This window comes from Arthrobacter sp. RCC_34, assembly GCF_041360795.1.
Taxonomy (GTDB): Bacteria; Actinomycetota; Actinomycetes; order Actinomycetales; family Micrococcaceae; genus Arthrobacter_E.
Genome location: NZ_JBFUPW010000003.1, coordinates 465,492 through 489,837, shown reverse-complemented (window position 1 = coordinate 489,837; position 24,346 = coordinate 465,492). Strand labels below are relative to the sequence as shown.

Genomic DNA, 24,346 nt, shown 5'->3' with positions numbered 1-24,346 from the left:
ACTTAACTCACATGCCGCTGGGAGCATGGATGAAATGAACCCCGTACAGACCGAGCCGGGCACCACCGTGTCCACGGACAAAGGCTTCTTCGGTCACCCCCGACTGCTGGCCAACCTCTTCACCGTCGAGATGTGGGAACGCTTCTCCTTCTACGGCATGCAGGGCATCCTGGCCTACTACATGTACTACACGGCCACGGACGGCGGCCTGGGCCTCGACAAGTCCCTCTCCCTGAGTCTGGTCGGTGCTTACGGCGGCGGCGTGTACCTCTCCACCATCCTGGGCGCGTGGCTCGCGGACCGTCTGCTCGGCTCCGAGCGGGTGCTGTTCTTCTCGGCCTGCGTCATCATGGCGGGCCACGTCGCCCTCGCCCTCCTGCCGGGCGTGCTGGGCCTGGTGATCGGCCTGGTGCTGGTCGCCTTCGGCTCCGGCGGCCTCAAGGCGAACGCCACGGCCCTGGTCGGCACCCTGTACGCGGAGAAGGACGAGCGCCGCGACGCCGGGTTCTCCCTCTTCTACATGGGCGTCAACCTGGGCGGCCTGCTGGGCCCGCTCGTCACCGGCTTCCTGCAGAGCCGCGCCGGATTCCACTGGGGCTTCGGCGCCGCCGCCGTGGGCATGGCCCTCGGCCTCATCGTCTACAGTCTGAAGCGCAAGGACATGCCGGAGAGCGCCCACCATGTGGCGAACCCGCTGGCCCCGGGCGAGCGGAAGAAGTACGCGCTGATCTTCGGCGCCGTCGTCGTCCTGATCGTGTCCCTGCTCCTGACCCACCTGGTGACCGCGCAGAACCTGGCCACCTGGATGGCGTACGTGGCCATCGGCGCCTCCGTGGCGTACTTCCTCATCCTGCTGGGCAGCAGCAAGACCCAGCCGGTGGAGCGCAAGCGCGTGTTCGCGTTCATCCCCCTCTACATCGCGTCGGCCGCGTTCTGGGCGCTGTTCCAGCAGCAGTTCACGTTCATCGCGGTCTACTCGGACGAGAAGCTGGACCGCCACCTGTTCGGCTGGGAGATGCCGGCGGCCTGGGTGCAGTCGATCAACCCGGTGTTCATCGTGATCTTCGCGGGTGTGCTCGCGGCGCTGTGGACCCGCCTCGGCGAGAAGCAGCCCAGCTCCCCCGTGAAGTTCTCCCTGGGTCTGGTCCTCATGGGCCTGGCGTTCCTGGCCTTCCTCCCGCTGGCCGGTTCCGAGAAGACTCCGCTCCTGGCGCTGGTCGGCATCCTGCTGCTGTTCACGCTGGCCGAACTGTGCCTGTCCCCGATCGGGCTGTCCGTCTCCACGAAGCTGGCCCCGGCCGCCTTCCAGGCGCAGATGGTCGCACTGTTCTTCCTGTCGGTGTCGCTCGGCACCACGCTGGCCGGCATCCTGGCGGGCTACTACGACCCGTCCAATGAGACGCCGTACTTCCTCGGCGTCGGGAGCGTGGCCGTGGTGCTGGGCCTGGCGCTGCTGGCCGGCGCACCGGCCATCCGCAAGCTCATGAGCGGCGTGCGCTGAGGCCCGTTCCGTCTCATGACGAAGTCTCCTGTCCGGAGGCCCGGACACCGTCAGGTGTCCGGGCCTCCGGCGTATTCCAGCGGTTCTGCGGGCGCCGAGCCCCTCGAACAGGAGTTGTATATTACGTGTATACCGTAATGTTCCCGGAAGCCTTCTGAGCTGCCAGAAGCGCGGGTAAGGTCATGCGCAAGGCCGTCAGGGCCGGCCGGACTGCAATGGGGCAGTCCCGGATTTCTCGATGTGAGGCCGAGGGACAGTAATGACGTTCGCACCAACAGCCGGGGGACGGTGGGGCGCCGAGATCGGCACCCCCGAAAGCGCATGGCGCACCCGGAAGGACACCTGGGAGTACCTCGGGTACGCCCTCTCCGGAATCCTGCAGCAGCGCCGCATGGGGCAGCTCGAAACGGGCAGCTCCGCGTCCTTCACCGGCATCCTTCAGCTCCTCGAATCGCTGGAGCCCTACTGGGCACTCCCGGGCCTGCAGGCCGTCAAGGACATCTCCGAACTGATCGGCCTGGGACGCTATTCCGAAGCCATGAGCCGGGTGGAGGGCGTCAATGAGATGCTCCGGACCGGTTTCCACGTCAGCGAGGACGGCGCCCCGGGCGACAGCCTCTCCCCCGACACCGACGGCCCCACCCCCTCGCGTCCCGCACCCCACATCGAGGTCCTCGTGGTGGACTCCGGCCCCTCCGAGGAACTGGAGCGCTTCACCAAGGAACTGCGGGACCAGCGCCGCGGCCTGGACAAGTTCAGCTACCACGTCAACGTGGTGCCGAGCTTCGTGGACGCCCTGGTCGCTCTCGTGATCAACCCCAGCATCCAGGCCGTCATCCTGACACCTCGCATCTCCGCGCACTCGCAGCAGCGCCTCAGCAGCTCGCTCCGCCGCTTCGTCGAGCGGCGTGCCGGGAACCGCCTGCACGAGACGCGGTCCATCCGCCGCATCATCCACCTCGCGGACGCCGTGGCGGAGATCCGCCCCGAACTGGACGTCTTCCTCATGGCCGGCGTCGCCCTGGAATCCCTCGCCGGATCGGTCAACGGCCGCTTCCGCCGGGTCTTCTCCCGGACGGACGCCATGGACCTGCACCTGTCCATCCTCGGCGGCATCACCGAACGCTTCGAGACGCCGTTCTTCGACGCCATCCAGGAGTACAGCCGCCGCCCCGGCGGGGTCTTCCACGCCCTGCCCGTCTCGCGCGGCGGCTCCGTGCTCGCCTCGCCATGGATCGAGGACATGGCCGACTTCTACGGCATGAACCTCCTCCTGGCCGAGACCTCCGCGACGTCGGGCGGCCTCGACTCGCTGCTGGATCCCCACGGGGCCATCAAGGAGGCCCAGGAACTCGCCGCCCGCGCCTTCGGAAGCCACCGCAGTTACTTCGCCACCAACGGCACCTCCACGGCCAACAAGATCGTGCACCAGTCGATCGTCGGCCCCGGCGACATCGTCCTGGTCGACCGGAACTGCCACAAGTCCCACCACTACGCGCTGGTCCTGGCGGGCGCCTCGGTCAGTTACCTCGACGCCTACCCGCTGGACGAGCACTCCCTCTACGGCGCTGTGCCCCTCGAGAGCATCAAGCGCCGACTGCTGGCCATCCGCGACGCCGGGCAGCTGGACCGGGTCAAGATGATCACCCTGACCAACTGCACCTTCGACGGCATCGTCTACGACCCCCGCCGCGTCATGGAGGAGTGCCTCGCGATCAAACCGGATCTGGTGTTCCTCTGGGACGAGGCCTGGTTCGCCTTCGCCGGCTTCCACCCCGTGTACCGCCAGCGGACGGCCATGCACGCCGCCGCGGTCCTCGAACAGGACTTCACGACGGCGGACTACGGCCGCCGCTTCGAAGAGCAGAAGGCACTGCTGGCCGGGGCCGACACGGAGACGCTGGTGCGCACCCGCCTGCTCGCCGATCCGACGTCGACCCGCCTCCGCGTGTACGCCACGCAGTCGACGCACAAGACCCTGACCTCGCTCCGCCAGGGCTCCATGATCCACGTCTTCGATCAGGACTTCGCCGAACTGAACGAGGAGTCCTTCCTGGAGGCGTTCATGACGCACACCTCCACGTCCCCCAACTACCAGATCCTGGCGTCCCTGGACATCGGCCGCCGCCAGGTGGAGCTGGAGGGCTACGCCCTGGTGCAGCGCCAGGCGGACCTCGCCATGAGCATCCGGCGGACCGTGGGCCGGCACGCCCTCCTGCGGAAGTACTTCCGGGTCCTTTACACCTCGGACCTGGTCCCGGACGCCTACCGCGTCTCGACCAGCCCGAACCCGGCCAAGGACGGCCTGGCCTCCTGGGATCAGGCGTGGGCCGAGGACGAGTTCGTGGTGGACCCGTGCCGCATCACCCTGGACATCACGGCCACGGGCGTGGACGGCGACACCTTCAAGCACGACTACCTCATGGACGGCCACCGCATCCAGGTCAACAAGACCAGCCGCTCCAACGTCCTGATCATGACCACCATCGGCACCACCCGCAGCTCCGTGGCGTACCTGATCGAGGTCCTGGTCAAGATCGCCGAGGACCTGGACCGCAAGCGGGCGCTCTCCCGGGTGAAGACCCGCGCCCTGCCGCCCGGACCGGACAGCATCCCGTCGATCCCCCTCCCCGACTTCAGCCGCTTCGCCCCCGCCTTCCTCACGGCCGACGGGGCCTCCGGCGACATGCGCTCGGCCTACTACCTGAGCTATCGCAAGGGCACCACGGAGCACCTCTCCTCCGCGCAGATCCGCGACCGGCTGGCGATGGGCGATGTGGTCTCGGCGAGTTTCGTCACGCCGTACCCGCCCGGCTTCCCGGTGCTCGTGCCGGGCCAGTGCTTCTCCGCGGACATCCTGGACTACATGGACGTGCTGGACACCCGCGAGATCCACGGCTACGACAAGGACCTCGGGTACCTCGTCTTCCGCCCGGAGGCCCTGTACCCGGTGTACTGAGGATCCCGTGTGCTGAGCACCGGGCGCACTGAGCACGCGCGGTGCTGAGTATCCCGATGTGCTGGCGGGCGTCCGCTTCGCCGGCCCGCCGCACCGCGACGACGACGGCGGGCCCGCCCGCGGCCGCGGCGAGCGGGCAGCTGGGCGAGGGACGCTGTGGTTCAGGGGCCGCCGTCGTCGTCCGGGGCGGCCGTGACGCTGAGCCCGGCGGCGAGGGTCCGCGCGAGGAAGCCGAAGCGGTCGCTGCGGTCCTGAGCGGCGGCCTCCTGTGCCCGCACGAGACTCGGGAAGTCGGCCCGGCGGTGCTCGGGGACCTGCCACGCGTCCTCCATGGCCTGCGTGTCCAGGGCGGCGCCGATCGCGGCGCTGTCGATGGCCTCGATGGTCGGCAGGACGAGCCGGTCCGGGACCCCCGCCTCGCGGAGAGCCGTGGCGATCCGTTCGTAGATCCCCAGCACCTCGGGGTTGGTCACGGGCTGCACCAGGATGAGCGGCAGGAGCGCGGGGACGCCCTGATAGGTCTTCAGGAGCGACTCGAAGATCTCCACCACCAGGACGTCGAGCTGCCGGGAGAGCTTCCCGAACGCCGTCCGCTCGGCCAGGACCCCGCGCGCCAGTTCGATGATGTCCGCGCGGCTGGAGACGTGCTTGTAGAACGCCGATTGGCGGACGCCGAGGCGCTCCGCCAATCGGGGCAGAGAGAGGACGCCCTCCTCCTCGAGGAGCGCGAGGGCCTCCTGCCCGATCTTGTCCACGGTGAGCCGTGGCACGCTGGGGCGGCCGAGCCGGTGGACCCGGCCGCCCTCTGGTTCCGCTGCCTGCGGTGGGTTCATTCGGAATGTCCGATCCGTCCGAAGACTTCTGGCCTGTTCTTCTTCAGCCACCACGCTACGGCAAGGCCCAGCACGAACGTGACCGGCGCGATGACCAGGAGCGTGGTGTTGACGGGATCGCCCGCCGGGATCCCGGTCAGGTACTGGATGTTGGTCACGCTGAGCCAGATCACCACCACCATCACCGCGGTGGCGAGGACCGAGGAGGGGATGACGTACCAACGGGTGTTCAGGCCGCGGTGACGGATGAAGAACACCACCACGCCCACGCCCATGAGCGCCTGAAGGACCAGGATGCCGGCGATGCCGGGCGAATTCAGCCACACCACGAACTGGGTGAAGGGGTCCAGGGCCAGCGCGGCGCCGATGATCACGAACACGGCGCTCAGCACCGTCTGGAGGACGCCGGCGTTGCCGGGGGTGAAGTGCCGGCTCACGCGGGCCAGACGGGCCGGGAAGATACCCTCGCGGCCCAGGGAGAGCGTGTAGCGGTTGATGGTGTTGTGGAAGGCGAGCTGCGAGGCGAAGATGCTGGTCACGATCAGCACGCTCATCAGGTTGACCAGCCAGTCGCCGGCGAAGGTGCCCGCCAGGACGTAGGCGGTGTCCCCGGTGTCGAGGTGTTCCCCGGCGAAGGCCTGGATGGCGCTGAAGCCGCCCGCCTGGACGAGGACCCACACCGCGAAGGCGTAGAACGCCCCGATGAAGGCGATGGAGATGTACGTGGCCCGGGGGACGGTGCGGTCCGGATCGCGGGCCTCCTCCCGGTACAGCGCGCCGGATTCGAAGCCCATGAAGGCGGAGAAACCCATGGTCAGCACGGCGGCCATGCCCGGGGTGAAGATCGCGTCCGGTGTGAAGGAGTCCAGAGTGATGCCGTTCGCCCCGCCGTGGGCCAGGACGGCGACGGCGAGGATCACCACGATCACGGTCTCCAGGGTGAGCAGCACGCCCACGACCTTGGCGCCGACGTCGATCCCTCGCCAGCCGAGGTAGTGCACCGCGGCGATGGAAACGAGGGCGTAGACCCACCAGGGCAGGTCGACCCCGGTGAACTGCTTGACGGCCAGATTCGCCTGGATGCCGAGGAGCCCGTAGAGGCCGATCTGGATGCCGTTGTAGCTGAGCCAGGCGGTGAACCCGGCGCCGAGCCCGGTCACGCGGCCCAGGGTCTTGGCGATGTACCCGTAGAACCCGCTGTAGGACAGGATGTGCCGGGTCAGGGCCATGAAGCCGACGGCGAAGAGGGAGAGGCCCAGCGCCGCGGCGATGTAGATGACGGGGGCGCCGGCGCCTCCGACGGCCAGCGCGAGGGGGGAGACGCCCACCACGATGGTGAGCGGGGCGGCGGCGGAGACCAGCATGAAGACGATGTCGCGCGTGCCGAGGGAGTTCTTCTTGAGGCCGGCCGGGGAGGGGCCGGACGCGTGCGGCTGGGGATCCGCAGCGGGTTTAGTGAAAGCCATACACTTAAATGTGAGGCCCGACACATCGGCCGTCAAGAGGTTTCGCGGATGAATATCGAACGTTTTTCACCGGGGTTCCGGAGGCCGTTTCCGGGCACGACGGAAGGGCCCGGGACCAGGGGTCGCGGGCCCTTCCGGGCTTCAGCGGCTCAGTAGAACCACGGCACGGCGTCGTGGTTGAAGTCGCGGAAGTCGCCGAACTTGCCCGAGTAGAAGGCCAGGGGCTCGCCGTCGCGGTACCGGGCGGACGTCACCTCGCCGAAGAAGACCTGGTGGTCCCCCACGACGTGGCTCTGCACCACCTCGCACTCGGCCTGGGACAGCGCCCCCGCCACCACGGGCAGGCCCGCGGGGGTGAGGTCGAAGACGCCGTCCTCGAAGCGCTTCCCGCCCCGGACCGCGAACTGCCGGGCCACCCCTTCCTGCTTGGCCCCCAGGATGGAGACGCCGAACCGGCCGCTCGCCAGGAGAGCGTTGCCCGTCCGCGTGTCGAAGTTGAGCGAGATCATCAGGATGGGCGGCTCCAGGCTGATCGACGTGAGCGAGCTGATGGTCATGCCCACCTTCTCGCCGTCGTGCTCCGCGGTCACCACGGCCACCCCGGTGAGGAAGCGGCCCAGGGTGCGCCGCATTCCGGAGGCGTCGGGGGTGGCGAAAGCCGGGGCCGCCATCTCAGGCCTCGTCCCGCGGGTAGTAGCGCACCTCGAACATCCGGGCGCCCTCCTCGGAGATCCACGGCCCGTGCTCCATGCCCGGCGGACGCGTGGCCCAGTCCCCGGCCTTGAACACCTGGTTCAGGCGCAGATCCCGCATGGAGCCCTCGAAGATGAAGACCTCTTCCCAGAAGTCGTGGCGCAAGGCGCCGTTGGGCGAGGTGTCCGTGCCCGGTTCGAACTTCAGGATGCGCGTCACGGCGTCGCTGCGGTCATCCCGCGCCAGGATCGCCTCAGACAGACCTTCGATGTGGGGGTTGCAGTCGGTGAACTCCACCCGGTCCACCGGGCCGAACTCGAATTCCGGCTTGGCCATGGCTCAGGCCTCCTCTCCGGCGCCCACGAGCGCCTGACCGGACGGCACGCGGCCGTCCACGGTGTAACCGGCCAGGAACTCGTCCAGCTCGGCCACGTGCTTCTCGTATCCGAAGTTGCGGTAGGTGTAGACGCCCTTCACCACGAACGGCGCCCCCGCGTAGAACAGCTCGTATTGCTGGTGGCGGCCGGCGAACTCGGTGCCGATGATGTCCCAGGCCAGGCGGAAGAGCTTGATGCGCTCCTCGCTGCTGACGTTCGGGGAGGCCACGTACTTCTCGACGTCGGCGGCCGTGACATCGCTCTTCATGTCCGCGACGCCGGACGGCAGCTGGAGCACGCCGCCGCCGGCCAGATCGCGCAGGATCTGGATGACGCGCGGGTACGTCTCGGACTGCAGGCCCATGATGCCGTAGAGGGCGCGGCGGCCCGGGACCATCATGCCGTTCTCGTCCGGCTCGGCGCTGTACTCGGCGGCCAGCAGCGCGGACTCCACGGAGGACACGACGGCGGCCAGCTCACCCAGACGCTCCTGCACCCCGGGGATGCGGTCGGTGCCGTTCACGGCGGCGATCTTGCGGGCCACCGCCGCAATGAACTGGAGCTTGACCGTCAGACGGGTCTGCGCCTGCCAGTTGCCCAGGGCGTGGGCGCCGGTGTCGAAGAACTGACGGCGCAGGGTCTCCACGTTCCGGTTGATGAAGACGCGGTCCCACGGCACGAGGACGTCGTCGAAGATGACCAGGGCGTCCGGCTCGTCGTAGCGGCTCGTGAGCGGGTAATCGAACTCGCTCGTGGCCGCGGTGGCGTACGGGCGGCGGCAGAGGAACTTGAGGCCCTTCGTGGCGGCCGGCAGGGCGAAGGAGACCGCGAAGTCCACATCATCCGGGCCCAGGGGCTTGATGCAGGTGACGAACACTTCGTCACTGATCGCCCCGCCGGTGGCGAGCATCTGCGAGCCGCGGACGATCAGGCCCTCCTCAGACTCCCCCACGACGCCCACCTGGATGAAGTCGCCCTCCCAGCCGGACGCCGTCGTCGCCCGCGAATACTGCGGCGGGATGATCGCGTAGGAGACGTAGAGGTTCTCGCGCAGGATGCGTTCGTAGTAGCGGGTGAGGTTCCCGGCGTAGTCGCGCTCTTCGGAGGCGAACACCTCGGGGTGCGCGGCGAAGGCGGCGAAGAAGGTGCCCACGTGGTCGGGGCTGCGGCCCACCCAGCCGTGGGTGTGCTTGGCCCAGCGCTCGACGGCGACGCGGCGTCGCTTCAGGTCCTCCGGCGAGCGCGGGATGCCGAACACGAGGTTCGCCGGCCCACCGATCTCGGGGCAGTCGTACTGCATGCCGTTGGCGGGGTCGGCGGCGACGTCGAACAGTTCGGCGACCGTCTCCACCACCTTGCTGAAGGCAGGGTGCTCGGCGACGTTCCCCGCCACCTGACCGTCGATCAGGACGGTCCGGCCGTCGTTGAGGGAATTGATGTACTCGGCTCCGGTCCTCATGACTGTGCTCCTTGGGAGATGGTGTAGCGGTGGCTGATGGTGGCGCCGTCGGGGAAGCTCAGCTCGAGTTCCCAGTCGGCGCCGTAGATGAAGGCGCCGCCCAGCAGCGGGAGGGTCCCGCCCAGGCAGATGAAGTCGCCGTCGCCGGGGTCGCGGCGCTCCAGGAAGAGCCCGACGACGTCGGCCGGCGTGCGGAGGTTGCTCAGGGCCCCCTCCTGGTAGAGCTCGCCGTCCACGCGGCTGCGGGCGACGCACTCGTCCAGGGAGAGGGACGAGAGGTCCTCGACGGGGATGACCGTCCCGGCCACCGGCTTGGGGCAGGCCCGCTTGGATTCCCCGATGTCCTCGGTCTCCAGGAGGCGGTCCGTGTGGTCCGAGGCGATGCCCAGGTAGTACCGGCCCGCATGACGGATGTAGAGAGGTTCGATCTCGCCGGACGTCTGCGAGCCGGCCACCCGGAACGCGGGTGCGGTGCTGACGGTCTCCGCCTCCACGGGGTAGAACATGGGCACCTCCGGCGGCGGGGCGACGCCGATCGCGGCGAGCTCGTCGATGTGGTGCTGGACGGCCGCGGCGTCGCGGCCCGTGTACCCGGCGACGACGGCGGTGAACTCGGTGAGCTCGATCCGCTCGCCGGTTCCGGACACGGCAAAGCTGAGGGCAGGGGTCATGAGGGTTCCGTTCGATCTGGGATCGGGTGTGGGAGCGGACGACGTGGCGTGTGGTCCGTGAAAGCCTGCCGCGTGGGGCAAGCGGGTGTGGGGCGTCGCCCGCCGGGTGGCGGGCGGGCCAGCTCAGTGAGCGGGCCGGGTCAGTAGCTCAGTGGCTCAGCCCGGCGTAGTCGTCCAGACGGTCGGTGATGACCGGGAACTCGCGGCGGACGGCCTCGATCTGCGCGGGGTCGATGGTGGCGCGGAGGACGTCCTCCTCGGCGCCGGCCTCGGCGAGCAGCCGGCCCGTGGGGTCCACCACGCGGCTCGTGCCACCCAGTTCCACGCCTTCCTGCACACCGGTGGCGTTGCAGGCGAGGACGAACATCTGGTGCTCGACCGCGCGGGCCGAGGTGAGGAGCCTCCAGTGCTCCCGGCGTGCGGCGGGCCAGGCGGCGGGGACCACCACGATCCCCGCACCGCGAGTGCTCAGTTCGGACCAGAGGCCGGGGAAGCGGAGGTCGTAACAGGTGATGCCGGCCATGGTCCCGAAGGGTGTCCGGGCCACTGGCAGGCTGGTCCCGGGGGTGAGGAGTTCGGCCTCCAGGGACTGGTATCCGAAGACGTGGATCTTGGAGTACTGGTGGACGATGCTCCCGTCCGGACCCAGCAGCACCGAGGTGTTGCGGAGCCGGTCCGCGGAGATCCGTTCGACGATGCTGCCCAGGTGCACATGGGTCTTCAGATCCCGCGCCACCGCCGCGCACATGGTGGCCGTGGGGCCGTCCAGGGTCTCGGCGAGGTCCGGGTACTGGCCGAAGTGGAAGTACCCGGCGCTCCAGAGTTCGGGGAGGACCACCAGGTCCGCCTCCTCCTGGGCGCGGATCAGGCTTTCCGCACGGTCGATGCGGTCCGCCTGGCTTTCAGCGTCCGGACTGGACAGCTGGATCAGTGAGATCTCCATTGACGCTCCTGGGTTTCTGCACCGGTCTGCTCAGGAGGGCAGGCCGGGGACGTGGGGCACATTGAGGGCCGAAAGAGTGGACTCCAGGTGGGCCCGGGAGGCGGCGGCCGCCTGGTCCGGGTCACCGCTCAGCAGGGCCTGAACGATCGCGCGATGCTCCTCCACCACGCGGCGGCTGCGTCCTTCGCTGTCCAGGACGGCCTTGAGGCCCATCCGGAGCTGCTTGAAACGCTGGGCCTCGTAGACCCCCGCGAGGATCGGGTTTCCGGCGGCGGAGACGATCCTCTGGTGGAACTGGATGTCACATTCGATGAAGGCCACGGGGTCCTGGACTGCGGCTTCCTGCCGGTCCAGGATCTCGTTGAGTTCCGCTGCGGGCACGGCGCCCTGGGCGACCTTGCGGACTGCCCAGTCCCCGATCACGCGGCGGACCTCCACCATGTCATCGATGTCCCGCCCGGTCAGGGCGGGGACGAACGCGCCCTTGTGGGCGACGCGCTTGATCAGGCCCGACGCCTCGAGCCGGAGGAGCGCTTCCCGCACCGGGGTGCGGGAGACTCCGGAGGCCTCGGCGATGGATCCTTCGCTCAGGAAGATCTCCTGGTCCCAGGGCAGGGTGGAGATCTCCTGACGCAGCCATTGGTAGGCGACTTCAGGCGCCGTCGGAGCGGGCTTGTGATAGATCGACATGATGGCAGCCTAGAGGATCGGGGCGATATCACCGGTTGTGGTGATACTCACACTGTAGACCACCTGTATACAGCTTGTCTACAGTCTGTTTTTGCAGGGCCTTCGAGGCGCCGGCGGAATGCCGAAGGGCACAGGCGCCGGGCCGGGGACGGGGGCAGGGGTTCCAACGACAAGGGCGCCCACCGCCGGATCGGCGGGGGCGCCCTTGCTGGGAAGTTCTAGTCCCAGCTGGAGGAGAAGGCGAACGCCACGAACAGTCCGTAGGCGAGCGAGACGGCGACCATCAGATAGCCCAGGACCAGGCCCGTGATGGCCATGCCCTTGACCGAGGGCTCCTTCTTGAGCCCGATATGCCCGAACACCACCGCCAGGATCTGCGGGAGGAGGAACCATCCGCCCGAGATCACGCCCACGATGCCGAGCACCAGGGCCGTGATGCTCATCCCCTTGGGCTCGGAGGGAGCCAGGCCCGAGTAATAGGGCTGCCCGTACGCCTGCGCGGGTGGCTGACCATAAGGAGGCCGGCCATAGGGCTGCTGACCATACGGCTGAGGAGGGTGACCTCCAGGCGCCGCCGGATACGGATGCTGCGCAAATTGTCCTGACAGCTGCGCCGGCTGTCCGGGAGCCTGGCCGGGGAACTGTCCCGGAGCCTGGCCGGGAGCGCCCGGGAACTGGGGCGGCGCGGCCTGCGGAGCCCCGGGATAGCTCGCGGCCGCGAACCCGCCCTGCGGCGCCGGCGGCACGGGCGGAACCACACGGCCCGACGGCCGGGGCGCCTGGCTGGGAACAGGGCCGGAAACAGGGCCAGGCGGCGGAGACTGCGGGGTCTGCGGGAACGGCTGGGTCGGATAAGGCTGCGTCGGGTAAGACTGCGGAGCGCGCGGTGGCTGGGACGCGCCGGGCCCCGCCCACTGACCGGGCTGACCGGGCTGTGGGAGCTGGCCGGACTGAGGAGGCTGAGCGCCAGGTGCAGCGGACGGCGGGCCGGGCTGCGGCGTCGTCGTCGGCTCCCCTGGCGCGCGGTACTGCGGCGCGCGCTGCTCCGGCGCACCCTCTTCCGGCATGTGATCGCTCATGATCCCCCTCACGATTACGGACCTCTGCCTCCAGGTTACCTGCCGGTACCGTGGCCGCCCCGGGGCCGCCCCGCGTCACAGCGGCGTAACCCTGGTCAAGGCGTAGAAGACCGTGGGCTTCTCTGGCATGCTGGCCCCATGGCTAACCGCGCGGGCACCGTGGCCCTTCCCGAAGACCTTGTCGATCTCACCGCACTCCTGGACGCGTATTTCGACGTGCAGCCGGACCCCACGGATCCGGGCCAGCGCGTGGCGTTCGGCACCTCGGGACACCGCGGCTCGAGCCTCAAGGCCAGCTTCAACGAACGGCACATCGCGGCCATCACGCAGGCGATCGTCGAATACCGCGCGGCACAGGGCATCACCGGTCCCCTGTTCCTCGCCAAGGACACCCACGCGCTGAGCGAGCCCGCACAGAACACCGCGCTGGAGGTCCTGGCGGCCAACGGCGTCACGGTCCTGCTCGATGCCCGCCACGCATACACCCCCACCCCCGCCCTCAGCCACGCCATCCTCAGCTACAACAACGCCGGGCACGCGGACCAGGCGGACGGGATCGTCGTCACCCCCAGCCACAACCCGCCCGCGGACGGCGGCTTCAAGTACAACCCTCCGCACGGCGGCCCGGCGGACACGGATGCCACGGGCTGGATCGCGAACCGCGCCAACGAGTACCTCGAGAACGGCCTGAACGGTGTGCGACGCCTCCCGCTGACCGAGGCGCTGAAGGCCGAGAACGTCGGCACCTTCGACTACCTGAGCAGCTACGTCGACTCCCTGCCCTCTGTGCTGGACCTCGACGCCATCCGCGAGGCCGGCGTGCGGATCGGCGCGGATCCCATGGGCGGCGCGAGCGTCGACTACTGGGGCGAGATCGGCGAGCGCCACCACCTCGACCTCACCGTCGTGAACCCCACGGTGGATCCCCAGTGGGCCTTCATGACCCTGGACTGGGACGAGAAGATCCGCATGGACTGCTCGTCCCCCTCGGCGATGGCCTCGCTGATCGGCCGCATGAAGAGCGACGACGGCGCGGCGCCCTTCGACATCGCCACCGGCAACGACGCGGATGCGGACCGCCACGGCATCGTCACGCCCGACGGCGGGCTCATGAACCCCAACCACTACCTCGCCGTCGCGATCGACTACCTCTACCGCAACCGCAGCGGCTGGAACCCGGCCTCCGTGGTCGGCAAGACCCTGGTGTCCTCCTCGATCATCGACCGCGTGGCCGCCGGGCTCGGCCGCAAGCTCGTGGAGGTCCCGGTGGGCTTCAAGTGGTTCGTGCCCGGACTGCTCTCCGGCGAGGGCGCGTTCGGCGGCGAGGAGTCCGCGGGCGCCGCCTTCAACCGCAAGGACGGCTCCGTCTGGACCACGGACAAGGACGGCATCCTGCTGGCACTACTGGCCAGCGAGATCACGGCTGTCACGGGGTCGAGCCCGTCCGAGCTGTACCGCGGCCTGACGGACCAGTTCGGCGCTCCGGTGTACGCCCGCATCGACGCCGCCGCGAACCGCGAGCAGAAGGCCAAGCTGGGCAAGCTCTCCTCGGACGACGTCACCGCCACGGAACTGGCCGGCGAGACCATCACGGCCAAACTGACCGAGGCCCCCGGCAACGGAGCGGCGATCGGCGGTCTCAAGGTCGTCACGGAGAACGCCTGGTTCGCGGCCCGCCCATCCGGCACCGAGGACGTCTACAAGATCTACGCCGAGTCCTTCAAGGGCGCGGATCACCTCCAGCAGGTCCAGGCCGAAGCCAAGTCCCTCGTGGACTCGGTCATCGGCTGACCCACAGACTCCCCAGGCTCGCACCCGCCAGGCGCACTCGCACCGAAGAGGAGCACCCGCACCCCTGCCGCCGCCCCGGATCCGTCCGGGGCGGCGGTGTTTAACGCAGTCGCGTTCGACGCGGCGGTGGCTAACGCGGCGCCCGGCCCGCCGCCGTCGTCGCGCCCCCTCATCGACTGCTCCGTAGGATGCCGAAATCCCCGAAATCCGGCCCAGAACGACATCTATGGAGCAGTCGATGGGGAGGGCGTGACCGTGAGACCGGCCACTCTTCATTTACTTAACAAGGCTAATTAGCTATGTTAAATAACGATGAACACCCCACCCGAACTCCAGGAACTGGCCTCCGAGCTGCGCGTCGCGCTCATGCGCACGTCGCGTGTCCTGCGCTCCCAGGCCAGCAGTGACGCCGTCACCCCGGGGCAGAACACCGTCCTGGCCCTGCTGCACAAGCACGGCCCGCAGACCATGGGCCAGCTCGCCGAAGCCGAACACGTCCAGGCGCCCAGCATGACCCGCACGGTGAACGCCCTCGCGGACAAGGGCCTCATCCGCCGCGAGGCCCGGCCCGAGGACGGACGGCAGGTGCTCATCTCCCTCACCAGCGAGGGGAACGCAGTCCTCGAGGAGTCCCGCAGGCTCCGCTCCGCCTGGCTCGCCGAAAGGCTCGAAAGCCTCGGCGAGCGCGAGCGGGAGACCCTGCACGACGCCGCACTCCTTCTCCTGGACATGACCCGCACCGACCCCAGGAGGAATCCAGCCACCGCATGAGCAGCCGCATGTTCCAGTCACTGAAGAACCCCAACTACCGCCTCTGGGCGGCAGGAGCGCTGGTGTCCAACATCGGCACCTGGATGCAGCGGGTCGCCCAGGACTGGCTGGTCCTGACGCAGCTCACGGACCACGACGGCGCCGCGGTCGGCCTCACCACCGGCCTCCAGTTCCTGCCCATCCTTCTCCTCGGTCCCTACGCGGGCCTGCTCGGCGACCGCCTGGACAAGCGCAAGATCCTCCTCACCACCCAGTCCGCCATGGGACTGCTGGCCCTCCTCCAGGCCGTGCTCGTCCTCACCGGCACGGCCCAGCTCTGGCACATCTACGTGATCGCCCTCGCCCTGGGCGTCGCGAGCGCCTTCGACGCCCCGCCGCGCCAGGCCTTCGTCTCCGAGATCGTCGGCCGGGAGAACGTGGCCAATGCGGTCGCACTCAACAGCGCCTCCTTCAACCTGGCGCGCCTGGCCGGCCCCGGCATCGCGGGCCTGCTGATCGGGCTGATCGGCACCGGCTGGGTGTTCCTGCTCAACGCGGCGAGCTTCGCCGCGGTGCTCATCGGCATCCTACGGATGAACACGAAAACCCTCCACCGCAGCGCCCCCGTGCCACGCGGCCGGGGCCAGCTCAAGGATGGCGTGAAGTACGTCCTCGCCCGCCCCCGGGCGCTCCTGGTCATGATCCTCGCGGGCCTGGTGGGGACGTTCACCCTGAACTTCCAGCTCACCAATGCGGTCATGGCCGCTTCGGTGTTCGACGCCGGCCCGGACGCCTACGGCCTGCTGGGCTCCGTCATGGCGGTCGGCACCCTCGCCGGGGCACTGCTCGCGGCCCGGCGTGCGGCTCCGCGGCTGCGGTACCTCGTGATGGGGGCGATCGGGCTGGGTGTCACGACCTGCGTGGCCGCCTTCATGCCCGGGTACACGCTCTACGCGATCATGCTGGTGCTCGTGGGACTCTGCGCCCTGACGTTCCTGAACAGCGCGAACACCTTGCTGCAGATGCGGACCGAGCCCGCCTACCGGGGCCGCGTCCTGGCGCTGTACATGACCGTCATCCAGGGCGGGACGCCGATCGGCGGGCCGCTCGTCGGGTGGATCGCCAACGAATTCGGACCCCGCTGGGCGGTGTTCGGCGGCGGGGCGGTCGCCCTCGTCGCAGGGCTCGCGGGGCTCCTCCTGGTCAGCCGCTGGGGCGAGGGGACGGTGCGGAAGCAGCTCCGCCACGTCTGGGCGGAACACCGCGAGCTCAGGGAGCAGAACGCCCGCGAGCGCGGCAGCGGGGAACCGACCCCCAAGCAGAAGGCCGTCGGCGCGGAGGGGTGAGCCCGGCGTCGTCGTGCACCGAAGTGAGCCGGAGGCCCGCGATCCGGACACTGACGCCCACGGATTCTTTGTTCACCCACCGAAATTTCAGGTGGTGAACCAAAAATCCGCGGGTCGCCACCACGGCCGAACCCGGGAACGACGAAGACCCCGGCTCCCACAGGGGAGCCGGGGCCTTCGTGAATCCGGACGGATCAGAGGACGGTGACGGCCTCGTCGAAACCGAACTTCGGCTTCGGGGCGCCCCAGGCACCCTCGCCGGCCTGGCCGATGTTGACCACGAGGAAGCTCTTCTGGTCGCCCTCAGGGAAGAAGGCGGCGTCGATGGCGGCGAAGTCGGCGCCGGTCATCGGGCCCGCGGAGAGACCGAGGGCGCGGACGGCCAGGATGAAGTAACCGGCCTGGAGGTGGGCGTTGTTGTTGGCGAACGTGCCGCTCAGCTCAGCGTTGTCCGAGAACATGGCCTTGGGGGCGTCCCAGCCCGGGGAGAACTCGTCCCACTTGGCGTGCCACTCGGTGTCGTAGGACAGGACGGCGACGGCGGGGGCGGCGGCGGTCTTCGGCTGGTTGCCGGCCATCATGGCGTCGACGAGCTCGGCGCGCTTCTCCGGCGACTGCACGAAGGTCACGCGCAGCGGCTGGGCGTTGAAGGCGGAGGGGCCGAACTTGGTCAGCTCCCAGATCGCCTGGAGCTGCTGCTCGGTGACCTCGCCCTGGAAGGCGTTGGCCGTGCGGGCTTCGTGGAAGAGGGCGTTGACGGAGGCCGCGTCGAGGACGGCTTCTTCGTGGGCGATGCTCATGTCATGTTCCTTCGGGGAGTTCCGGGGGGTTCCGAATGGTTTCAACTTCAAGCATTCGGCGGTTCTTCCCCGACGGAGTGTGAGATGGGACACATATCGGCCTGCTCGACCCACCCGGCCACCCAGTAAAGTTGCTCTGGACACACCCCCATACCTCTGGAAAGGCCTCGCGTGAGCCTGCTCGGAACCTCCTGGACCCTCCACGGCGACGGCAAGACCGTCCGGCCCGGCGAAGTGGTCTCCCCCAACGAAAGGCTCAGCTGGCCCCGCACCATCGGCATCGGCACCCAGCACGTGGTGGCCATGTTCGGCTCCACGTTCCTCGTGCCCATCCTGACGGGCATGCCGCCGGCCACCACCCTCTTCTTCTCGGGCATCGGCACCCTGCTGTTCCTCGTGGTCACGCGGGGCCGGGTGCCCAGCTACCTGGGATCGAGCTTCGCGTTCATCGCCCCGATCATGGCCTCGCAGCAGCAGTACGGCGTGGCCGGGGCTCTCGGCGGCGTCATCATGGCCGGCGCGGCGCTGTTCCTGGTGGGCCTGGTGGTGCAGGCGTTCGGCTCCGCGTGGATCAACAAGCTCATGCCGCCCATGGTGACGGGCGCGATCGTGGCCCTCATCGGCCTGAACCTCGCCCCCGCGGCCAAAGCCAACTTCGTCAAGGCGCCCATCACGGCGCTGGTCACGCTGCTCGCCATCATCCTGGTGGGCGTGCTCTTCAAGGGCATCCTGGGGCGCCTGAACATCCTGATCGGCGTCATCCTCGGCTATCTGGTGGCCATGTGGCGCGGCGAGGTGGATTACAGCCAGATGGACGCCGCCGCCTGGATCGGGCTGCCGCACTTCCAGGCGCCGAGCTTCAATGTCGGTGTGATCGGGCTGTTCGTCCCGGTGGTCCTGGTGCTCGTGGCCGAGAACGTGGGACACGTGAAGAGCGTGGCCACCATGACCGGCGAGAACCTCGACGCCTACGCCGGGCGGGCCCTCATGGCCGACGGCGCCGCGACCATCCTGGCCGGCGCGGGCGGCGGCTCCGGCACCACCACCTATGCGGAGAACATCGGCGTCATGGCCGCCACCAAGGTGTACTCCACGGCCGCGTACTGGGTGGCCGGCGTCTTCGCGATCGTCCTCAGCTTCTCCCCCAAGTTCGGCGCCCTCATCGCCACGGTGCCTCCGGGCGTGCTGGGCGGCGCGGCCACCATGCTGTACGGCATGATCGGCATCCTGGGCGTGAAGATCTGGGTGCAGAACAAGGTCAACTTCTCCAACCCGATCAACCTGAGCACGGCCGCGGTCGCCCTGATCGTGGGCATCGCGGACTACACGTGGAACCTCGGGGAGCTCAGTTTCACGGGCATCGCGCTCGGGTCAGCGGCGGCCCTCGTGATGTATCACGGCATGAAGGCCATCGCGAAGGCGCGTGGCACGGTCGCGGAGCCGGAGACCGAATGACCTGGCTGGGACTCACCCCCGACGACGCCGGCCAAGCGCCCGACGTCGTCATCGGTGATGTCCATGGCGCGCTGGAGCCGCTGTCCAACGCCCTGCGGCGCCAAGGTCTCCTGAACCGGATGGGGTCCTGGTGCGGCGGGCAGCGCACCCTCTGGCTTCTCGGCGACTTCATGGACCGCGGGCCGGACGGCTCCGGCGTGGTGCACCTGGTGCGCCGCCTCCAGCAGCAGGCGGCCGACGACGGCGGCGCCGTCCACGCGCTGCTCGGGAACCATGAGGTCCTGGCGCTGGGCAAGCGGCGCTTCGGCGCGCTGCGCCTCGAGACTCCCAACGGGCCGAGGTCCTTCCACGACTCGTGGCAACGCAACGGCGGACGCGAACAGGACCAGCGGGAACTCAGCGACGAGGACTTCGCCTGGCTCGCCTCGCTCCCGGGCATGGCCCTGACGGGGTCGCACCTCCTGGTTCACGCGGACACGACGCAGTACCTCCACTGGGGATCGGACATCACCGGCGTCAACGACACGCTGCGGAGCCGGCTGGAGAGCGACGACCCCCTCGATGTCTGGGACGTCTGGGCCCGGCTGACCACCCGACACGCGTTCCGGGACCAGCCCTCCGTGGCTCGTGACTTCCTCCGCGAGTTCGGCGGCTCCCGTCTGGTGCACGGCCACAGCATCATCGCGGACGTCCATGGGCATCCCGCGCCCCTCACCCAGGGCCCGGACGTGTACGCCGAGGGCCTTGTGGTAGACATTGACGGAGGGCTCTACGACGGCGGTCCCTGCATCGTCCTGCACCTGCCCTGACCATGTGACCCGCCCATCTGACCTGGCCCGCGGCCTCGCCCCCGGACCACCCCCAAACCCGTGCCGTCCGGCGGCATGAACCGCCCCGAAGGAGCCCGAACGACATGCCCCGCACCACACCTCCGACCCTGGCGAAGGCCCGGTCCTACTGGATGGGCCTGTCCATCGCCTTCGGACTGGGGCTGGGGCTGTACGCCGCCGCGCCGGCGCCGTGGCACTGGGTGAGCGCTGGGGCCTTCGTGCTCTTCGTGCTGATCCAGGCTGCGGTCTACGGGCAGATCAAGCCTGCGCTGCAGGGCAAGCTCGCCTTCAACTCGGCCAGCTTCGGGCTCCGGATCCTGCTCCTCGTGGTGGCGGCCGTGGTGTCCCGCGATTCCGCGTATTCGCTGCTGCTGGGGATCGGCCTGGCGGTGCTGAGCGGAGTGTCGATGTTCTGGGTCCTGACACGCCGCGGACGCTTCTACCCGAAGGAGAACCGGGGCTGACGACGGGGCACGACTGACCCGCCTAAGCCCGCCCCTCGACCGCGTCCACGAGCTGCTGCTCGGCCCGGTCGAGATAATCCCGGAGGTACTCGGCGGCCTCGGCACGCTGCCCCGCTGCCAGGAACTCGACGATCCTCTCGTTGCCCTCCACATACGGCGCATGGAAGCGGGGGTCCCGGCCCATCGCCGCGAACACCAGCCGCATCTCCGCGAGCACTTGTTCCATGAGCGCGTCGAGCCGGATGCTGCCGGCGGCGGCGAGGACGGTCCGGTGGAAATCCTGGTTCGCCCCGGCCATCCCGGCGATGTCACCCTCCGTGACCGCCGCCCGGCCGCGCCGGACGATCCCCGCGAGCTCCTCGACGTCGATCCGCGGGGCCCAGAGCAGGGCCGCGGGTTCCACGAGCTTCCGGACCCGGTAGATCTCGCGGACGTCCTCCGCCGTCGGGTGGGCCACGAAGACGCCCCGGTTCGGGATGCGCTGCACCACGCGTTCGGCGTGCAGGGTGGCGAAGGCCTCGCGGAGCGTGTTCCGCGAGACGCCCAGGGCCTCCCGGAGCGCCTCCTCGGGAAGCTTGGTACCAGGGGTCAGCTCGCCGTCGGCGATGCGCTGCCGCAGCGTGGCCGCCACCCACTGGGCGGTGTGCGCGTGGGCGGCACGCGCTTCGCGGCGCAACCCCGCCAGGACAGCATCAGAACTCACAGGCCCACTGTATGCCGACGGGCGGAACAGGCCGGAATCGCCGTCACAGCGCTGAAACAGTGAGTTTGCGACGAAACAGCGTGTTCTGATCACTGTTTCGTCGCGAACTCACTGTTTCAGCCCCGGTCGGCCAGCCCTCCCACCTACAGCGACGCCGGGGCCACCGGTTCGAAGCGGACCCTCGCCCCGGGCGGGAGCTGGGCCAGCCGGTCCTGGTCCGCGTCGAGCACCACGCCGATCACGGGATACCCCCCGGTCACGGGATGGTCCGCCATGAAGACCAGGGGCAGGCCGGACGCCGGCACCTGGATGGCGCCCCGTACCGTGCCCTCGCTCTGGAGCTCACCCTCGGTCCGGCGCACCAGGGGCTCGCCGGAGAACCGGATCCCCACGCGGTTCGACTCGGTCGTCACGGTCCACTCCCCCGTGTGGAACGCCTCGAGGGACTCGTCGGTGAACCAGTCGTCGCGAGGGCCGGGGACCACCCGGAGCACCGTGACCTCCTCCGCGGACGGCAACGCGGGCGCCGTCTCCGGCTCCCCCACGGCGCCGGGCAGCCGCAGATCGAGCAGGCCCAGACGGCTCCCGGCCGTGAGCGGGGCGGGACCCAGCCCGGACAGGACATCTGTGGCGGCGCTCCCCAGCACGGTGTCACCCCGCACGCTGCCCCGCACCGCCACATAGCTGCGCAGACCCGCAGCAGGCGCGCCCAGCCGCAGGGTTTCACCGGCCCGGAGCGTGAGCGGGGAGTCGAGCGAGGCGTCCCATTGGGCGCCGTCGTCGTCGCTGATCAGGAGCGGGACGTCCGCGCCGGTGACGGCGAGGATCGTGTCCCGGACCGCGCGCAGCGTCAGGCCGCCCGGCAGGGCCTCGAGGCCCGGCGCGCCGGCGGGGTTGCCGACCATGCGGTTGGCGCGTTTGAGGGCGCCTCGGTCCATGGCGCCGGAATCGCTGACCCCCGACGCCGCGTGGCCGGGTCGTCCGAGGTCCTGCACCGTGGTCTGGAGGCCGGGGTTGCGGACCTCGAGGACGGGTTCGCCGGTCTCGGTGGCGGTCCGGTCGGGCAGAGCCTGCACGACGTCGCGGACCGGCACGAAGCGGACCGTGTCGCCGGCCTTGATGAGCGCGGGTTCGTCGCGGGAGGCGTCCCACAGGAGGGCGCCGGTGCGGCCGATGAGCTGCCAGCCGCCGGGCGAGTCGTTGGGGTAGACGGCCGAGTACCCGCCGGCGAGCGCCACGGATCCAGCCGGCACGCGGGTGCGCGGGGACGTGCGGCGCGGGACCTCGGGCATGCCGGGCGCGCTCAGGTAGGCGAACCCCGGGGCGAATCCGCCGAACGCGGCGGTCCAGACGGCGTCCGCGTGCCCGGCCACGACGGCCTCGACGCTGCGGCCGGTGAGGCGGGCGACCTCGGCGAGGTCCTCGCCGTCGTACACGGTCTCGATCGTCACCTCGCGCCCGGCGGAGCGCACCCCGGCGGCCAGGTCAGCCGTCCGCAGCCGCTCCACCACCCCGGCCAGGGACTGCGGGAGACCCACGGTCACGAGCACGGTGCGGGCCGCGGCCACGACGTCCACGACGCCGGACGGTGGCTCGGCGAGCAGGCCCGCCTGGAGCGCCAGCACGGCGTCCAGGCCGTCGAGTTCGGCGAGCACCGCGCGGTCCCCCACGCGGCGCACGCCCAGCAGTCGGCCCATCTCAGGCGAAGCTCTGGATCACGACGCCGCGCGCCGTGAGTTCCCGGTGGATGCGCTCGGCCATGGCGACCGCCCCGGGGGTGTCGCCGTGGACGCAGATGCTCCCGGCGGCCACGGGCAGCACGGTCCCGTCGACGGCCCGGACCGTGCCGTCCACCAGGCGGAACACGTGGTCCAGGATCCGGTCGATGTCGTGCAGCACGGCGTCCGGGTCGCTGCGGGGGACGAGGGTGCCATCGGGACGGTAGGCGCGGTCGGCGAACGCCTCGGCCACGGTGCGGAGCCCGGCCTCGGCGGCGATCCGCTCGACCGCGGAACCGGGCAGCACCAGCAGGGGAAGCGCCGGGTCGACGGCGAGGACCGCGTCGACCACGGCCTGCGCCTGGCCCTCGTGGCGCACGATCGTGTTGTAGAGGGCGCCGTGCGGTTTCACGTACCGGACGGCAGTGCCCTCGGCCCGTGTCAGGGCCTGGAGCGCGCCGATCTGATAGATCACGTCGTCGCGGAGTTCCCCCGGGTCCACATCGAGGAAGCGGCGCCCGAAGCCCGCCAGGTCGCGGTAGCCGGGGTGGGCCCCGACGGTCGTCCCGGTCCGCACGGCCGCGCGCACGGTGGCGCGGATGCCCACCGGGTCCCCGGCGTGGAAACCGCACGCGACATTCGCGCTGGAGACGTTCGCCAGGATGGCGGCGTCGTCCCCGAAGGTCCAGTTCCCGAAGGACTCCCCCACGTCGCTGTTGAGGTCGATCACGCTCACGCGGTCACGCTCCGCAGACGGCCGATGGACTCCCGGGCGTCCCACGCGAAGCTCGCGAGCCAGTGCGTGGACATGAAGTCGCCGCTCCGCAGGCCGTGCATCCCGGCCTCGAACAGCGGCTCGACGGCGGCGTCCAGCACCGCGCGGAGGTCCGGCTGCGTGCCGGGGCGGGCTTCGGTCTGGGCTTCAGCCGGGGCGTCCAGCGCCGCCACCACGCGTGCGAGCTGTCCCGCCCGCGTGAGGTTCAGGCCGTGCAGGTGGACCATGTAGCCGTCGCTCTCATCGGCCACCCCCACGGTCGCGAGCATGCGCGACTCCGCGGTCAGCCCGGGCAGGAACCCTTCCAGCCAGGTGGCGAACCCGTCGGCGGGGAGCACGCGCTGGAGAAGATCGGCCTCGCTGAGCCCGGCGGAGAGGAAGTCCTGCCCGCTCAGCTCCCACTCGGTGGCCCATGCCCGGTCCTCGCCGAACCAGCGGACGGCGGCCCGTTCGCAGGCCTCCGCGGCGTCGTCGCGGCCGAGGTCCCGGAACGCGGTCAGGAGGTAGGACAGCCCGAAGGCCGCGTTGGTGTGCAGACCGTGCCGCACCGGGTGCTCGACGGTCGCGGTCCACCCCTGGACCAGCTCGGACACCACGTCCACGCAGCCGTCCAGGTTCCGGCCCCAGGCAGCGATCTCCGGGTCCTGGGAGGCGTGGCAGGCCGCGGCCAGGCGCATGAGCCAGGCCCAGCCGTAGGGGCGTTCCCAGCTGGGGTTGGCTCGGAGGTAGTCCGCCTCGACGGCGAGCTTCGCGGCGGTGAGGTTCGCGCCCAGGGCGGCGCGGAGGGCGGCGGCCGTGCCGGCGTCGAGGTCCGCCTCGCCCCGCAGCGCGGCGTCGAGCACGCTGACGCCCAGCCAGTGCATGTGCACGCAGGAGTGCCAGTCGAAGGAGGTGTGGAACGCCGGGTGCAGCTCGGCGGGCGTGTGCAGATCGGTCTCCGAGCGCTCGACGTGGTGCGAGGCGTAGGGGTACGGGCGGCCCAGATTGTCCAGGACGACGTCGGCGCAGTGCTGGGCGGCGCCCGGGAAGAAGGTGTCGGTCAT

The 24,346-nt window shown here is 69.9% G+C and carries 22 protein-coding genes; 8 read left to right on the top strand and 14 right to left on the bottom strand.

All coding sequences use genetic code 11. From position 1 onward, the window contains the following. Positions 1-34: 34 nt before the first annotated feature. Positions 35-1,501, top strand: coding sequence for a peptide MFS transporter (locus AB6732_RS13965; protein WP_370960515.1), 1,467 nt, complete (start codon positions 35-37; stop codon positions 1,499-1,501). Positions 1,502-1,760: 259 nt separating this feature from the next. Beyond that, positions 1,761-4,460, top strand: a complete 2,700-nt coding sequence (locus tag AB6732_RS13960) for an aminotransferase class I/II-fold pyridoxal phosphate-dependent enzyme (RefSeq protein ID WP_370960514.1) — start codon at positions 1,761-1,763, stop codon at positions 4,458-4,460. 161 nt (positions 4,461-4,621) lie between these two features. On the opposite strand, the gene AB6732_RS13955 is transcribed toward AB6732_RS13960, so the two are convergent. From AB6732_RS13955 to AB6732_RS13915, 9 genes are all read right to left on the bottom strand, one after another. Next, positions 4,622-5,293 (bottom strand): TetR/AcrR family transcriptional regulator, encoded by a 672-nt coding sequence (locus tag AB6732_RS13955; RefSeq protein ID WP_370960513.1) that lies wholly within the window; start codon positions 5,291-5,293, stop codon positions 4,622-4,624. Further along, the gene (locus AB6732_RS13950; RefSeq protein WP_370960512.1) at positions 5,290-6,759 is read right to left on the bottom strand and encodes an APC family permease; all 1,470 of its coding nucleotides are present in this window, start codon (positions 6,757-6,759) and stop codon (positions 5,290-5,292) included. The genes AB6732_RS13955 and AB6732_RS13950 overlap by 4 nt, the downstream gene beginning before the upstream one ends. A gap of 149 nt (positions 6,760-6,908) precedes the next feature. After that, entirely contained in the window at positions 6,909-7,430 is a 522-nt protein-coding gene (locus AB6732_RS13945; protein ID WP_278267784.1) for a flavin reductase family protein, read from the bottom strand. Between the two features lies 1 nt (position 7,431). Then, positions 7,432-7,788: a cupin domain-containing protein gene (locus tag AB6732_RS13940; protein WP_278267783.1), complete on the bottom strand. Its 357-nt coding sequence runs from the start codon at positions 7,786-7,788 to the stop codon at positions 7,432-7,434. A 3-nt stretch (positions 7,789-7,791) separates the two neighbouring features. Beyond that, the gene (locus AB6732_RS13935) at positions 7,792-9,288 is read right to left on the bottom strand and encodes a 4-hydroxyphenylacetate 3-hydroxylase family protein (protein WP_370960511.1); all 1,497 of its coding nucleotides are present in this window, start codon (positions 9,286-9,288) and stop codon (positions 7,792-7,794) included. Further along, the gene (locus AB6732_RS13930; protein ID WP_370960510.1) at positions 9,285-9,959 is read right to left on the bottom strand and encodes a DUF2848 family protein; all 675 of its coding nucleotides are present in this window, start codon (positions 9,957-9,959) and stop codon (positions 9,285-9,287) included. Before AB6732_RS13930 ends, AB6732_RS13935 begins: the two co-directional genes overlap by 4 nt. Positions 9,960-10,107: 148 nt before the next feature. Then, positions 10,108-10,902, bottom strand: coding sequence for a carbon-nitrogen family hydrolase (locus AB6732_RS13925; RefSeq protein ID WP_370960509.1), 795 nt, complete (start codon positions 10,900-10,902; stop codon positions 10,108-10,110). A 30-nt stretch (positions 10,903-10,932) separates the two neighbouring features. Continuing rightward, positions 10,933-11,592, bottom strand: coding sequence for a GntR family transcriptional regulator (locus tag AB6732_RS13920; protein ID WP_208187380.1), 660 nt, complete (start codon positions 11,590-11,592; stop codon positions 10,933-10,935). Between the two features lie 218 nt (positions 11,593-11,810). Then, a complete protein-coding gene (locus tag AB6732_RS13915) occupies positions 11,811-12,035 on the bottom strand; it encodes a DUF4190 domain-containing protein (protein WP_370960508.1) in 225 nt (74 codons plus the stop codon). Positions 12,036-12,809: 774 nt separating this feature from the next. On the opposite strand from AB6732_RS13915, the gene pgm reads away from it, so the two are divergent. From pgm to AB6732_RS13900, 3 genes are all read left to right on the top strand, one after another. Continuing rightward, a complete protein-coding gene (gene pgm / locus AB6732_RS13910) occupies positions 12,810-14,462 on the top strand; it encodes a phosphoglucomutase (alpha-D-glucose-1,6-bisphosphate-dependent) (RefSeq protein ID WP_370960507.1) in 1,653 nt (550 codons plus the stop codon). Between the two features lie 312 nt (positions 14,463-14,774). Continuing rightward, positions 14,775-15,233 carry a MarR family winged helix-turn-helix transcriptional regulator gene (locus AB6732_RS13905; RefSeq protein WP_370960506.1) on the top strand — a complete coding sequence of 153 codons (459 nt, stop codon included), beginning with the start codon at positions 14,775-14,777 and terminating at the stop codon, positions 15,231-15,233. Then, a complete protein-coding gene (locus tag AB6732_RS13900; RefSeq protein WP_370960505.1) occupies positions 15,230-16,558 on the top strand; it encodes an MFS transporter in 1,329 nt (442 codons plus the stop codon). Before AB6732_RS13905 ends, AB6732_RS13900 begins: the two co-directional genes overlap by 4 nt. Before the next feature lie 194 nt (positions 16,559-16,752). On the opposite strand, the gene AB6732_RS13895 is transcribed toward AB6732_RS13900, so the two are convergent. Beyond that, entirely contained in the window at positions 16,753-17,358 is a 606-nt protein-coding gene (locus AB6732_RS13895; RefSeq protein ID WP_370960504.1) for a malonic semialdehyde reductase, read from the bottom strand. Between the two features lie 171 nt (positions 17,359-17,529). Between AB6732_RS13895 and AB6732_RS13890 the strand changes: the two genes are divergently transcribed. From AB6732_RS13890 to AB6732_RS13880, 3 genes are all read left to right on the top strand, one after another. Continuing rightward, the gene (locus AB6732_RS13890; protein ID WP_370960503.1) at positions 17,530-18,813 is read left to right on the top strand and encodes a uracil-xanthine permease family protein; all 1,284 of its coding nucleotides are present in this window, start codon (positions 17,530-17,532) and stop codon (positions 18,811-18,813) included. After that, positions 18,810-19,622 (top strand): metallophosphoesterase, encoded by an 813-nt coding sequence (locus AB6732_RS13885; protein WP_370960502.1) that lies wholly within the window; start codon positions 18,810-18,812, stop codon positions 19,620-19,622. Before AB6732_RS13890 ends, AB6732_RS13885 begins: the two co-directional genes overlap by 4 nt. 104 nt (positions 19,623-19,726) lie before the next feature. Beyond that, positions 19,727-20,107: a hypothetical protein gene (locus AB6732_RS13880; protein ID WP_370960501.1), complete on the top strand. Its 381-nt coding sequence runs from the start codon at positions 19,727-19,729 to the stop codon at positions 20,105-20,107. A gap of 22 nt (positions 20,108-20,129) precedes the next feature. Here AB6732_RS13880 and AB6732_RS13875 read toward each other — a convergent pair whose 3' ends face one another. The 4 genes from AB6732_RS13875 to AB6732_RS13860 all read right to left on the bottom strand — a co-directional run bounded on the left by AB6732_RS13875 (position 20,130) and on the right by AB6732_RS13860 (position 24,346). Beyond that, on the bottom strand, positions 20,130-20,810 hold the full coding sequence (locus tag AB6732_RS13875; protein WP_370960500.1) for a GntR family transcriptional regulator: 681 nt from the start codon (positions 20,808-20,810) through the stop codon (positions 20,130-20,132). Positions 20,811-20,953: 143 nt separating this feature from the next. After that, a complete protein-coding gene (locus AB6732_RS13870) occupies positions 20,954-22,507 on the bottom strand; it encodes a 5-oxoprolinase/urea amidolyase family protein (protein ID WP_370960499.1) in 1,554 nt (517 codons plus the stop codon). A gap of 1 nt (position 22,508) precedes the next feature. Next, positions 22,509-23,264, bottom strand: a complete 756-nt coding sequence (locus tag AB6732_RS13865) for a LamB/YcsF family protein (protein WP_370960498.1) — start codon at positions 23,262-23,264, stop codon at positions 22,509-22,511. Next, positions 23,261-24,346 (bottom strand): DUF2891 family protein, encoded by a 1,086-nt coding sequence (locus tag AB6732_RS13860; protein WP_370960497.1) that lies wholly within the window; start codon positions 24,344-24,346, stop codon positions 23,261-23,263. The genes AB6732_RS13865 and AB6732_RS13860 overlap by 4 nt, the downstream gene beginning before the upstream one ends.

What these genes read in the sequence shown, in the direction of transcription:
- AB6732_RS13880 (WP_370960501.1), top strand. Translation starts at nt 19,727, where the DNA reads ATGCCCCGCACCACACCTCCGACCCTGGCGAAGGCCCGGTCCTACTGG.
- AB6732_RS13860 (WP_370960497.1), bottom strand. Translation starts at nt 24,346, where the DNA reads ATGACCGACACCTTCTTCCCGGGCGCCGCCCAGCACTGCGCCGACGTC.
- AB6732_RS13940 (WP_278267783.1), bottom strand. Translation starts at nt 7,788, where the DNA reads ATGGCCAAGCCGGAATTCGAGTTCGGCCCGGTGGACCGGGTGGAGTTC.
- AB6732_RS13900 (WP_370960505.1), top strand. Translation starts at nt 15,230, where the DNA reads ATGAGCAGCCGCATGTTCCAGTCACTGAAGAACCCCAACTACCGCCTC.
- AB6732_RS13945 (WP_278267784.1), bottom strand. Translation starts at nt 7,430, where the DNA reads ATGGCGGCCCCGGCTTTCGCCACCCCCGACGCCTCCGGAATGCGGCGC.
- AB6732_RS13915 (WP_370960508.1), bottom strand. Translation starts at nt 12,035, where the DNA reads ATGAGCATCACGGCCCTGGTGCTCGGCATCGTGGGCGTGATCTCGGGC.
- AB6732_RS13935 (WP_370960511.1), bottom strand. Translation starts at nt 9,288, where the DNA reads ATGAGGACCGGAGCCGAGTACATCAATTCCCTCAACGACGGCCGGACC.
- AB6732_RS13920 (WP_208187380.1), bottom strand. Translation starts at nt 11,592, where the DNA reads ATGTCGATCTATCACAAGCCCGCTCCGACGGCGCCTGAAGTCGCCTAC.
- AB6732_RS13885 (WP_370960502.1), top strand. Translation starts at nt 18,810, where the DNA reads ATGACCTGGCTGGGACTCACCCCCGACGACGCCGGCCAAGCGCCCGAC.
- AB6732_RS13965 (WP_370960515.1), top strand. Translation starts at nt 35, where the DNA reads ATGAACCCCGTACAGACCGAGCCGGGCACCACCGTGTCCACGGACAAA.
- AB6732_RS13950 (WP_370960512.1), bottom strand. Translation starts at nt 6,759, where the DNA reads ATGGCTTTCACTAAACCCGCTGCGGATCCCCAGCCGCACGCGTCCGGC.
- AB6732_RS13960 (WP_370960514.1), top strand. Translation starts at nt 1,761, where the DNA reads ATGACGTTCGCACCAACAGCCGGGGGACGGTGGGGCGCCGAGATCGGC.
- AB6732_RS13930 (WP_370960510.1), bottom strand. Translation starts at nt 9,959, where the DNA reads ATGACCCCTGCCCTCAGCTTTGCCGTGTCCGGAACCGGCGAGCGGATC.
- AB6732_RS13955 (WP_370960513.1), bottom strand. Translation starts at nt 5,293, where the DNA reads ATGAACCCACCGCAGGCAGCGGAACCAGAGGGCGGCCGGGTCCACCGG.
- pgm (WP_370960507.1), top strand. Translation starts at nt 12,810, where the DNA reads ATGGCTAACCGCGCGGGCACCGTGGCCCTTCCCGAAGACCTTGTCGAT.
- AB6732_RS13925 (WP_370960509.1), bottom strand. Translation starts at nt 10,902, where the DNA reads ATGGAGATCTCACTGATCCAGCTGTCCAGTCCGGACGCTGAAAGCCAG.
- AB6732_RS13870 (WP_370960499.1), bottom strand. Translation starts at nt 22,507, where the DNA reads ATGGGCCGACTGCTGGGCGTGCGCCGCGTGGGGGACCGCGCGGTGCTC.
- AB6732_RS13895 (WP_370960504.1), bottom strand. Translation starts at nt 17,358, where the DNA reads ATGAGCATCGCCCACGAAGAAGCCGTCCTCGACGCGGCCTCCGTCAAC.
- AB6732_RS13905 (WP_370960506.1), top strand. Translation starts at nt 14,775, where the DNA reads ATGAACACCCCACCCGAACTCCAGGAACTGGCCTCCGAGCTGCGCGTC.